A 12,211-nucleotide genomic window follows, 5' to 3' on the forward strand; every position below is an offset into this window, starting at 1 on the left:
TCATGTCGAATCGCATTAACTTGTTGACCCCCAAAGGCGCCGTGTTGAACGACTGGCGTCCGCAGGACGAACAGTTCTGGGAACAGGAAGGGCAGCGGATCGCACGGCGCAATCTCTGGATCTCGATCCCGGCCCTCCTGCTGGCCTTCTCGGTCTGGATGGTCTGGAGTGTGGTGATCGCCAAGCTGCCGGCGATCGGTTTCGATTTCAGCACCAATCAGCTGTTCTGGCTGGCCGCACTGCCGGGGCTGTCCGGCGCCACGCTGCGTATCTTCTACAGCTTCATGGTGCCCATCTTCGGCGGCCGCCGGTGGACCGCGCTATCGACTGCTTCCCTGCTGTTACCGGCAATCGGCATAGGCTTTGCGGTACAGAATCCGGACACGAGTTATGTCACATTCCTGCTTCTGGCACTGCTGTGCGGCCTGGGTGGCGGCAACTTTGCTTCGTCCATGGCCAACATCTCGTTTTTCTTTCCGAAAAAGGCCAAGGGTAACGCCCTGGCGCTCAATGCCGGCCTGGGCAATCTCGGTGTCAGTGTCATGCAATTTGTCGTGCCGCTGGTCATTACTGCGGGCGTATTCGGAGCCATCGGTGGCGAACCGCAAACCCTGAGCGATGGCGAAAAAATCTGGCTGCAGAACGCCGGCTTCATCTGGGTTCCGTTTCTGGTTCTGGCCACTGTCGCCGCCTGGTTCGGCATGAACGACATTGCCTCCGCGCGCGCTTCCTTCAGCGAACAGGCGATCATCTTCAAACGCCGGCACAACTGGATCATGTGCGTGCTGTATACCGGCACCTTCGGCTCGTTTATCGGTTATTCGGCGGGCTTCCCGCTGCTGGCAACCAATCAGTTCCCGGATGCCGGCGCACTGCGATTCGTCTTCCTCGGCCCGTTGATCGGCGCCCTGTCGCGTGCGGCCACGGGCTGGATTTCCGATCGTTATGGTGGTGGCCGCGTCACCCTGGCGGTATTCATCACCATGATTCTGGCGGTATTCGGTGTGTTGTTTTTCCTCGGGATCAAGGAGCAGCCGGGCACCTTCTGGGGCTTCTTTGCCATGTTCATGCTGCTGTTTTTTGCTACCGGTGTGGGTAATGCCTCGACCTTCCAGATGATACCGGTGATCTTCCGCAAGGAGGTCGCGCGCCTGATGCCGGAACTCAATGAACAGCAGCAGATTCGCCAGGGCGACAAGGAATCTGCTGCCACAATCGGTTTCACTTCGGCGATTGCCGCCTACGGCGCCTTCTTCATCCCCAAGTCCTATGGCACTTCCATCGATGTTACCGGCGGGGCAGAAGCCGCGCTTTACGCATTTATCGGTTTTTACGTGCTGTGCCTGTTTCTGACCTGGTGGTACTACACCCGACGTAACGCCGAAATCCGATGCTGATATTTCATTTTTTCAAAAAGTTATTGCTGAATGCTGACCAAGCGGAGTATATGCGATGAGCCATTTCCTCGATCGACTGACCTTCTTCCGTCACATCACCGGCGAATTCGCCGATGGTCACGGCCGCACCACCCGCGAAGATCGCGCCTGGGAAAAAGCCTATCGCCAGCGCTGGCAGCATGACAAGGTCGTGCGTTCCACCCACGGCGTGAACTGTACCGGCGCCTGTTCCTGGAAAATCTACGTCAAGGACGGCCTGGTCACCTGGGAAACCCAGCAGACCGACTACCCGCGCACGCGCCCCGACCTGCCCAATCATGAACCGCGTGGCTGCCCGCGCGGCGCCAGCTATTCCTGGTACATCTACAGTGCCGCACGGCTGAAATACCCGATGGTGCGCGGCGTCCTGCTCAAACTCTGGCGCCAGGCCCGCACCGAGCACAGCGATCCGGTCGACGCCTGGGCCGCCATCGTCGGCGACGACCACAAGCGCCGCAGCTACCAGCAGCGCCGCGGTCTCGGCGGCCTGGTGCGCTCAAGCTGGGACGAGGTCAACGAAATGATCGCCGCGGCCAACGTCTACACGGCGCGGCAGTGGGGACCGGATCGCATTCTCGGCTTCTCGCCGATTCCGGCCATGTCGATGGTCTCCTACGCCGCCGGCAGCCGTTACCTGTCATTGATCGGCGGCGTCTGCCTGTCCTTCTACGACTGGTACTGCGACCTGCCGCCGGCCTCACCCATGACCTGGGGCGAGCAGACCGACGTGCCCGAGTCGGCCGACTGGTACAACGCCAAGTTCATCATGATGTGGGGCTCGAACGTGCCGCAGACGCGCACGCCGGATGCCCATTTCATGACCGAGGCACGCTACAACGGCACCCAGATCGTGACCGTGTCGCCGGACTACGCCGAGGCAACCAAGTTCGCCGATCTGTGGCTGTCACCGAAACAGGGCACCGACGCGGCGCTGGGCATGGCACTGGGTCACGTGATTCTCAAGGAATTCCACGTCGATAACCCGACGCCCTATTTCCAGGACTACTGCCGCCGCTATACCGACTGGCCGATGCTGGTCGAGCTCGAGGAGACCGGCAAAGGCCTGGCGCCGGGGCGCTTCCTGCGCGCCAGCGACCTCGACGACAGCGCCGGCCAGCAGCATGCCGACTGGAAGACGCTGGCCTTCGACGAACTGTCCGGCAACCCGGTCTGCCCGCAGGGCGCGATCGGCTTTCGCTGGGACGAGAGCGGTCGCTGGAACCTGGAGGAAAAAGAAGCCAGCGACGGTCACGACGTGCGCCTGCAGCTGTCGTTCATCGACACGCACGACGAGGCCGCCACGGTCAGCTTCCCCTACTTCGGCGGCGTCGAGCATGAACACTTCAGCGCCAATACCCAGGAAGCAATCCTGCAGCGCCGGGTCCCGGTGCGGCGCCTGCAGCTCGCCGACGGCCGTAGTGCCCGGGTTGCCACCGTCTTCGATCTCATGGCCGCGCACTACGGCGTCGATCGCGGCCTCGATGACCCGGCAACGGCCAAATCCTACGACGACGACACGCCCTATACCCCGGCCTGGCAGGAAAGCATCACCAGCGTGCCGGCCGAACAGGTCATCCGCGTCGCCCGCGCCTTTGCCGACAACGCCGCGAAGACCGGCGGCAAGTCCATGGTCATTCTCGGCGCCGGCCTCAACCACTGGTATCACATGGACATGAACTACCGCGGCATCATCAATCTGCTGATGATGTGCGGCTGTGTCGGCGTGTCCGGCGGCGGCTGGGCGCACTACGTTGGCCAGGAGAAACTGCGGCCGCAGACCGGCTGGCTGCCGGTGGCCTTCGCGCTGGACTGGGCACGGCCGCCGCGGCACATGAACGGCACCTCGTTCTGGTACGCCCACTCCGATCAGTGGCACTACGAAAAACTCGACGTCAGCGAAATCCTGTCGCCGCTGGCCAACCCGGCCGACTGGGGCGGCAGCCTGATCGACTATAACGTCCGCGCCGAGCGCATGGGCTGGCTGCCGTCGGCACCGCAGCTGAATCGCAATCCGCTGACTATCGCACGTGAGGCTGCTGCAGCCGGCAAGGACCCGAAGGACTACGTTGTCGAACAGTTAAGAACCGGCAAGTTGCGACTGGCCTGCGAGGATCCGGATGCACCGGAGAATTTTCCGCGCAACCTGTTCATCTGGCGTTCGAACCTGCTGGGTTCGTCCGGCAAGGGCCACGAATACCTGCTGAAACACCTGCTCGGCACCAACGACGGTATACAGGGCAAGGAGCTGGGCGAGCCGGATCAGAAGCGCCCCGAGGAAGTCGAATGGCGCGGTCAGGCACCGGAAGGCAAGCTGGATCTGCTGGTCACGCTGGACTTTCGCATGTCGACGACCTGCCTGTATTCCGACATCGTGCTGCCGACGGCGACCTGGTACGAAAAGAACGATCTCAATACCTCCGACATGCATCCTTTCATCCACCCGCTATCGGAAGCGGTGAACCCGGCCTGGGAGTCACGCTCGGACTGGGACATCTTCAAGGGCATCGCCGAGAAGTTCTCCAGCCTCAGCGCGGGTCATCTGGGCGTGGAGAAAGATATCGTCACAGTACCGCTGCTGCATGACACTCCCGGCGAACTCGGCCAGCCGTTCGACGTTGCCGAATGGAAAAAGGGCGACTGCGAACCGCTGCCCGGCAAGACCATGCCCAACTTGGTCGTCGTCGAGCGCGACTACCCGAACACCCATGCCCGCTTCACCTCGATCGGGCCGCTGCTGGAGCAGCAGGGCAACGGCGGCAAGGGCATCAGCTGGAATACCGATCACGAGGTCGAGTATCTCGGCCGGCTCAACGGCACGCATGTGCCGCAGGGCGCCAACCAGGGCCGGCCGCGGATGGAAACCGCGATCGACGCCGCCGAGACAATTCTCTCGCTGGCACCGGAAACCAACGGCCAGGTCGCGGTCAAGGCGTGGCAGGCGCTGTCGAAATTCACCGGCCGCGAACACGCGCACCTGGCGATTCACAAGCAGGACGAACACATCAGCTTCCGCGACATCCAGGCGCAGCCGCGCAAGATCATCTCGTCGCCGACCTGGTCCGGCATCGAGTCGGAAAAAGTCTGCTACAACGCCGGCTGGACCAACGTGAACGAACTCATTCCCTGGCGCACACTGACCGGACGCCAGCAGTTCTACCAGGATCACAAGTGGATGCGCGCCTTCGGCGAGGGCTTCGTGCTCTACCGGCCGCCGGTCAACACCAAGACCTGGCACCAGATTCACAACACCCGTTCGAACGGCAATCCCGAGATCGTGCTGAACTGGATCACGCCGCATCAGAAGTGGGGCATTCACAGTACCTACAGTGACAACCTGCTGATGCTGACGCTGTCGCGCGGCGGCCCGATCGTCTGGATATCGGAAACCGACGCGCGCAAGGTTGGTATCGAGGACAACGACTGGATCGAGGTCTTCAACGTCAACGGCGCGGTCGTCGCCCGGGCAGTCGTTTCGCAACGGGTGCGCGAGGGCATGGCGATGATGTACCACGCCCAGGAACGCATCGTGAACACGCCCGGCTCCGAGATCACCGGCGCCCGCGGCGGCATTCACAACTCCGTCACCCGCACCGTGGTCAAGCCCACGCACATGATCGGCGGCTACGCCCAGCAGAGCTACGGCTTCAATTACTACGGCACCGTCGGTTCCAACCGCGACGAGTTCGTCATCCTGCGCAAGATGCAGAATGTCGACTGGCTGGAAGGTGACGATGAAAGCATTCTCCAGCAGGAGTACGTACGATGAAAGTAAGAGCGCAAATCGCCAAGGTCCTCAACCTGGACAAGTGCATCGGCTGTCACACCTGCTCGGTCACCTGCAAGAACGTGTGGACGTCGCGCGAAGGCATGGAGTACGCCTGGTTCAACAATGTCGAGACCAAGCCCGGCATCGGTTATCCCAAGGACTGGGAAAACCAGGACCGCTGGCAGGGCGGCTGGGTGCGCCGTGACAGCGGTGACATCGTGCCGAAACAGGGTGGCAAGTGGCGCCTGCTGGCGAAGATATTCGCCAACCCGCATCTGCCCGAGATCGACGACTACTACGAACCGTTCAACTTCGACTACCAGCGCCTGCACAACGCGCCCGACTCCAAGGCACAGCCGACAGCGAAACCCTATTCGGCCATCACCGGCAAGCCGATGGAAAAGATCGAATGGGGACCGAACTGGGAGGAGATCCTCGGCGGCGAGTTCGCCAAGCGCTCGCGGGATTACAACTTTGAGGGCGTACAGAAGGAAATGTACGGCGAGTTCGAAAACACCTTCATGATGTACCTGCCACGCCTGTGCGAACACTGTCTGAACCCGAGCTGCGTGTCGAGCTGCCCGTCCGGGGCGATCTACAAGCGCGAGGAGGACGGCATCGTACTCATCGATCAGGACAAGTGCCGCGGCTGGCGCATGTGCATTTCCGGCTGCCCGTACAAGAAGATCTATTTCAACTGGCAATCCGGCAAATCGGAAAAATGCACCTTCTGCTACCCGCGCATCGAGGACGGCCAGCCGACCGTGTGTTCGGAAACCTGCGTCGGCCGCATCCGCTACCTGGGCGTGGTGCTCTATGACGCCGACCGCATCGAGGAAGCCGCCAGCGTCGCCAACGAAAAGGATCTCTACCAGGCCCAGCTCGACATATTCCTCGACCCCAACGACCCGGAAGTCCAGAAACAGGCGCGTGCCGACGGCGTACCCGACTCGTGGCTGGAGTCGGCCAAACACTCGCCGGTCTACAAGATGGCCATCGACTGGCAGGTGGCGTTCCCGTTGCACCCGGAATACCGCACCCTGCCGATGGTCTGGTACGTACCGCCACTGTCACCGATCCAGTCGGCCGCCGACGCCGGCAAAATCGGTTTCGACGGCCTGATCCCGGAAGTCGAATCACTGCGCATACCGGTGCGTTACCTCTCCAACATGCTGACCGCCGGCAACGACCGTCCGATCATCGACGCGCTGCGCCGGCTGCTGGCCATGCGCATCTATAAGCGCGGCCAGACGGTCGACGGCAACGCCGATCCGGCCGTGCTGGAACAGGTGGGGCTGGACGAGGCACGGCTGGAAGACATGTACCAGACCATGGCGATCGCCAATTACGAGGATCGTTTCGTCATCCCGACCAATCACCGTGAGCTCAGCACTGAAGATGCCTACGGCGAACGCAGCGGCTGCGGTTTCAGTTTCGGCGACGGCTGCCATACGTCCGGCATCAGCCGGACCAACCTGTTCGGTAGCAAGAGCCCGCGCCAGCGCGAGCACAGCCAGCCCGTGTCGGTCTGGTCGCCGCGGTCGAAATCCACGGAGCACGACTCATGAGCCACAACGATGACGCCACGCTGCAGCGTGCATTGAAGGCCATAGCCTTGCTGCTGCACTATCCTGACAGCACTCTGCAGGCAGCGATTGATGAAATCGACCGGGTTCTTGAAGCGCGGCCGGAGCTGAACCATGACGACCGTGATCGGTTGCGGCAGCTCATCGCCCGCCTGCGCGACAATGACATTCTGGATCTGCAGGCGGAATACGTCGCCACCTTCGATCACAGCAAGAAGGTCTCGCTGTACCTGTTCGAGCATGTCTACGGCGAGTCGCGCGATCGCGGCCCGGCGATGGTGGAGCTCAACAATGCCTACCGTGAGAAAGGCCTGGCGATTGATGCGCAACTGCTGCCGGACTACCTGCCACTGTTTCTGGAATTCTGTGCCGGCCTGGACGAGCACGAGGCGCAGGACTGGCTGGCCGACACCGATCACGTCCTGCAGCAGATCCACGTACGCCTCAGCAATCGCGACAGCCCGTATGCGCTGCCGCTGCACCTGCTGCTGCGGCTGCTGCAGCGCGAGTCGGCACCGGCGGAACTGGTCGCTGAGCTGAGCGACGAGGCGCGCGACGATACCCGCGCGGCCTATGACCAGGGCTGGATGGAGGCACCGGTCACCTTCGGCCCGGATCAGCCGGCCAGCGGCTGCGGTCAGACTGCCGGCGGCCGGGCGCAGCCGGTGACCTGGAAACAACAACCTGCCGGCAAGAGCGGACCGGCCTGATTCGAGGACAGGATCATGGATTATCTGAACAATCTATTCTTCGGCTATTTTCCCTACATCGCCGGGACGGTATTCCTGTTCGGCAGCCTGGTGCGGTTCGACATGAGCCAGTACACCTGGAAGACGAATTCCAGCCAGCTGCTCGACAACTCCGCCACTTTCCGCATCAGCAACAACCTGTTCCACATCGGCATGATCTTTCTGTTCTTCGGCCACTTCTTCGGCCTGCTCATGCCGCACAGCTGGTATCCCTATCTGGGCCTGACCGCCGGCAGCAAGCAGATTATGGCGATGGTCTCGGGCGGCGCCTTCGGCCTGCTGGCGCTGGTCGGCGGCAGCTACCTGCTGTACCGGCGGCTGTATCACCCGCGCGTGCGTGCCCAGTCGACGCGCATGGACATATTCATTCTCGCGTTGTTGTACGTGCAGCTGATCCTGGGTCTCGCCACCATCGGCGTATCGAAAGATCACCTCGACGGCGCGGTCATGATCCAGTTGTCCAACTGGGCGCAGGCGATCGTGACCTTCAGTCCGGCGGCTGCCTACATGGCCGACGCGCACTGGATTTACAAGGCACATGTCTTCCTCGGTCTGGTTGTGTTCTTCGTTTTTCCGTTCACGCGCCTGGTACACATCTGGAGCGCACCGCTGGCTTATATCACCCGCCAGTACCAGATCGTGCGCCAGCGCCAGGCCTGAGGGAGGGAGGTAGCCATGCCCGTCGTCATCAACCGCACCCTGATCACCGACGCCGAGATCATCGAGGAGTCGGCCCGTGTCGAGGCCGAGGGGATCAGCGCACGGCGCGAGGAAGCTGCCCGTCAGTTGGCCGTCCGCGAACTGCTACAGCAACAGGCACGCGCACTCGGCCTGGACACGAAAACCGACCTGGACCAGGCCATCGAACAGCTGCTGGCGCAGGAGGTATCGCTGCCCGAGGTCGACGAGGCCGCCTGCCGGCGTTACTACGACTCGAATCCGGAACGTTTCTGCACGCCGGTGACGCTGGAGTTGCGGCATATCCTGCTCAAGGCCGCACCGGACGACCCGGAAGAACGGGCGACCGCCGAGCAGCAGGCGGAGCGGCTGGTCGCCGAGCTGCAGGCCGATCCGTCATGCTTTGCCGCGCTGGCCGCACAGCATTCCGCCTGCCCTTCGGCCAGCGACGGCGGTCACCTGGGGTTCATCAACCGCGGCCAGACGGTCCCCGAGTTCGAACAGGTCGTCACCCGACTGGCGTCGGGACTGGCCGCAAGACCGGTGGAAAGCCGCTACGGGTTCCATGTCGTCGAGGTCCTCAGCCGCACGGGTGGCGAGCCGCTGGCTTTTGCGGACGTCCAGCACCTGATCGCGGATTATCTGCAGGAAGCCAGCTGGCGCCGTGCGGTGCATCAGTATATCCAGGTGCTGATCGATAGTGCCGAGATCAAGGGCGTCGATTTCCCGGAGAACAGTTCACCGCTGATTCAATAAAAGACTGACAATCCGGATTGGCTACAACAATACGCGAAGATTTCGCCACGCCCCTGGGACAAAAATCATCAAACATCAAACAACAGCAATATGACAACCAATAACGATCTAGTTGAACTGAAAAACAGGGTTATAGAACGCAGTCCCGCCGAACAGGAATTTCACCAGGCAGTTGAAACCATTTTTGACACACTGGAACCGGTCATCAGGAAACATCCTGACTATGCGCAGGCCAAGCTTCTGGAGCGCATCTGCGAACCGGAACGACAAATCATTTTCAGGGTTCCATGGGTTGATGATCAGGGATATGTGCAGATCAACAGAGGCTACCGGGTAGAATTCAATTCTGCCCTGGGACCGTACAAGGGCGGTTTACGCTTTCACCCTTCGGTCACTCTTGGCGTGGTTAAATTTCTTGGCTTTGAACAGATCTTCAAAAACTCCCTGACGGGACTGCCGATCGGCGGCGGTAAAGGCGGGGCCGACTTTGACCCCAAAGACAAGTCGGATAACGAGATCATGCATTTTTGCCAATCATTCATGACGGAACTGCACCGTCATATTGGTGAGTACACGGATGTGCCCGCTGGTGATATTGGCGTCGGAACGCGCGAAATCGGCTACCTTTTCGGTCAATACAAACGCCTCACCAATCGCTACGAATCCGGTGTTCTGACAGGGAAGGGGTTGTACTGGGGTGGTGCCCGTGTTCGCACTGAGGCAACCGGCTACGGCACGGCCTACTTCGTCAATGAAATGCTATCTGCTCATGGTAATGGCCTGGACGATCGGGACGTGGTTGTATCGGGTTCAGGTAACGTTGCCATTTATGCCATGAAAAAAATACAGGAGCTTGGGGGACGGGTTATTGCCTGCTCTGACTCAAGCGGCTATATACATGACAGCGCCGGCATTGATGTCGAATTGATTAAACAAATCAAGGAAGTCGAGCGCGGCCGTATTTCTGAATACCCGAAGAGAAGTCACCATAATGCAACCTTTGTTCCGGGCAGAGCAGTATGGGAAGTGCCCTGCCATGTTGCCCTGCCGTGCGCCACACAGAACGAGTTGGACGCGCATGCCGCAAAGAACTTGATTAAAAATGACGTTATCGCAGTGGCTGAAGGGGCCAATATGCCATGCACGCCCGAGGCTGTTGAGCTGTTCCGTGATGCGGGAATCCTGTTCGGCCCCGGCAAGGCCGCCAATGCAGGCGGCGTTGCCACCAGCGCCCTGGAAATGCAACAGAATGCTTCGCGCGATTCCTGGACTTTCGAATATAGCGAATCCCGCTTAAAAGAGATCATGACAAACATTCATGCCAATTGTTACGAAACAGCCGAGGAATATGGCCGTCCTGGCGATTATATCAGCGGGGCCAATATTGCCGGTTTTACCCGGGTCGCTGAAGCGATGCTGGCATTCGGTGTTATTTAAAAAATTGATCGCTACTCTATCGAAGTAAACTGCAGGCTGTGCAACCGGGCGTAGGCGCCGCCCTGCTGCATCAGTTCGGCGTGGCTGCCGCTTTCGACGATACGGCCGTGGTCGAGAACGATCAGGCGATCGACCTGCTGTACGGTCGACAGGCGATGCGCGATGATGATGCAGGTTCGGCCTTTCATCACCGCTTCCATGGCGCGCTGGAACTGTTGTTCGGATTCCGAATCCAGCGCCGAGGTGGCCTCGTCGAGGATCAGGATCGGCGCGTCCTTGAGCAGGGCGCGGGCGATGGCCAGGCGCTGGCGCTGACCGCCGGACAGACTCGTACCACGGCTGCCGATCTCGGTATCCAGACCCTGTGGCAAACTGTCGATGAATCCCATCGCCTGCGCCGCCTCTGCCGCCGCCTTCACCGCTTCCCGGTCGGCAGTCGGTTTCAGTGCGCCGTAGGCGATGTTGTTGCGCACGGTGTCGTTCAGCAGAACGACGTCCTGGCGCACCATGGCAATATTGTCACGCAGTGATTCTAGGGTGATGTCGCGGATGTTGTGGCCGTCGATCAGAATGCGACCATCGTTGACGTCGTAAAAACGCGGCAGCAGGCTCACCAGCGTACTCTTGCCACTGCCTGAAGCGCCGACCAGTGCGACCGACTCACCCGGCTCGATGGTCAGGCTGATGCCGTCCAGCGCGTTGCCACGCTCGCCGGTGTAGCTGAAACTGACGTGGTCGAATTCGATCGCGCCGCGGGCACGGCCCAGCTCCTTGTCACCGCTATCCGGCTCCGGCGCCTGGTCGATCAGCCCGAACACGGTTTCGGCCGCCGCCAATCCACGTTGCAGGTGTTCGTTGACCGTGGCCAGATGTTTCAGCGGTGTCAGCAACAGCGCCATGGCAGTGAAAAAGGAAATGAATTCACCGGTGGTGATATTACCGGCAGCCGCCTGCCGGGCGCCGAGATAGACAATGGCGGCCAGCGCGATCGCCGCCACCAGCTGCACCGCCGGGCTGCTGGCCGCCGCGGCAATGCCAAACTTGATGTTGTAACGGCGGTTCTTGTCCGCGGCGCCGACAAAGGATTCGCTCGCCTGGTCGTAGGCGCTGTACAGGCGCATCTCGCGGGTCGCCTGAATCGATTCGTCCAGGGCATGATGGATATCGCCCATGGTGTCCTGCACCGCCCGGCTCATGCGCCGCAGGCGCTTGCGGATCAGGGCCATGATGCCGACGATCAGCGGTGCTGCCAGCAATACCGCCAGCGACAGCTGCCAGTTGAGGTAAAACATCCAGGCGAGCAGGCCGACGACGGTCAGCGCATCGCGTAGCAGCACTGTCAGGGCGTAGGTGCTGGCGTCCTTGAGCTGGGTGACGTCGTAGGTAAACCGTGACATCAGGCTGCCGGCGGTGTGCTGATCGAAGTACGGCAACGGCAGGCGCATCAACTGCTGGAACATCACCCGGCGCAGGTCGCGGATCACCTTGTTGGCGACAACATGCAGCGCGGCGGTGCTGGCAAACGTGCTGACGGCGCGGACGAAAAAGATACCGACCAGCAGCAGCGGCACCATCGCCATGGTCTGCGGGTCTTTCTGGATGAAGGCGCCGTCGAACATAGGCTCCATCAGCGAGGCCAGCGCCGGGCTGGTGATGGCGACGACGATCATGGCCAGCACCGCCAGTAGAAACACCGGCCGGTACGGGAAAACATAGCCGAGCAGGCGCCGGTAAAGCCGAAAATCGGACGTGTCGGGGGAGCTGGAAGCGGACATAGGCCCGGGATTATAACGTAGTGATGCC

8 protein-coding genes are annotated in these 12,211 nt (G+C 61.1%); 7 read left to right on the forward strand and 1 reads right to left on the reverse strand.

What is annotated here, in order from left to right; genetic code table 11:
• Positions 1-2: 2 nt before the first annotated feature.
• From J2T55_RS06135 to gdhA, 7 genes are all read left to right on the forward strand, one after another.
• Positions 3-1,397 carry a NarK family nitrate/nitrite MFS transporter gene (locus J2T55_RS06135; RefSeq protein ID WP_259054845.1) on the forward strand — a complete coding sequence of 465 codons (1,395 nt, stop codon included), beginning with the start codon at positions 3-5 and terminating at the stop codon, positions 1,395-1,397.
• Positions 1,398-1,452: 55 nt separating this feature from the next.
• Positions 1,453-5,202 carry a nitrate reductase subunit alpha gene (locus tag J2T55_RS06140; RefSeq protein ID WP_259054846.1) on the forward strand — a complete coding sequence of 1,250 codons (3,750 nt, stop codon included), beginning with the start codon at positions 1,453-1,455 and terminating at the stop codon, positions 5,200-5,202.
• Positions 5,199-6,770 carry a nitrate reductase subunit beta gene (gene narH, locus J2T55_RS06145; RefSeq protein WP_259054847.1) on the forward strand — a complete coding sequence of 524 codons (1,572 nt, stop codon included), beginning with the start codon at positions 5,199-5,201 and terminating at the stop codon, positions 6,768-6,770. The genes J2T55_RS06140 and narH overlap by 4 nt, the downstream gene beginning before the upstream one ends.
• A complete protein-coding gene (narJ, locus tag J2T55_RS06150; RefSeq protein ID WP_259054848.1) occupies positions 6,767-7,498 on the forward strand; it encodes a nitrate reductase molybdenum cofactor assembly chaperone in 732 nt (243 codons plus the stop codon). Before narH ends, narJ begins: the two co-directional genes overlap by 4 nt.
• Positions 7,499-7,513: 15 nt before the next feature.
• The gene (gene narI, locus J2T55_RS06155) at positions 7,514-8,197 is read left to right on the forward strand and encodes a respiratory nitrate reductase subunit gamma (RefSeq protein ID WP_259054850.1); all 684 of its coding nucleotides are present in this window, start codon (positions 7,514-7,516) and stop codon (positions 8,195-8,197) included.
• A gap of 15 nt (positions 8,198-8,212) precedes the next feature.
• Positions 8,213-8,971 (forward strand): peptidylprolyl isomerase, encoded by a 759-nt coding sequence (locus tag J2T55_RS06160; protein WP_259054852.1) that lies wholly within the window; start codon positions 8,213-8,215, stop codon positions 8,969-8,971.
• Positions 8,972-9,061: 90 nt separating this feature from the next.
• Entirely contained in the window at positions 9,062-10,408 is a 1,347-nt protein-coding gene (gdhA, locus tag J2T55_RS06165; protein ID WP_259054854.1) for an NADP-specific glutamate dehydrogenase, read from the forward strand.
• An 11-nt stretch (positions 10,409-10,419) separates the two neighbouring features.
• Here gdhA and msbA read toward each other — a convergent pair whose 3' ends face one another.
• The gene (msbA, locus tag J2T55_RS06170; RefSeq protein ID WP_259054855.1) at positions 10,420-12,183 is read right to left on the reverse strand and encodes a lipid A export permease/ATP-binding protein MsbA; all 1,764 of its coding nucleotides are present in this window, start codon (positions 12,181-12,183) and stop codon (positions 10,420-10,422) included.
• Positions 12,184-12,211 lie beyond the last annotated feature (28 nt).

The organism is Methylohalomonas lacus (assembly GCF_024808875.1).
Taxonomy (GTDB): domain Bacteria; phylum Pseudomonadota; class Gammaproteobacteria; order Methylohalomonadales; family Methylohalomonadaceae; genus Methylohalomonas; species Methylohalomonas lacus.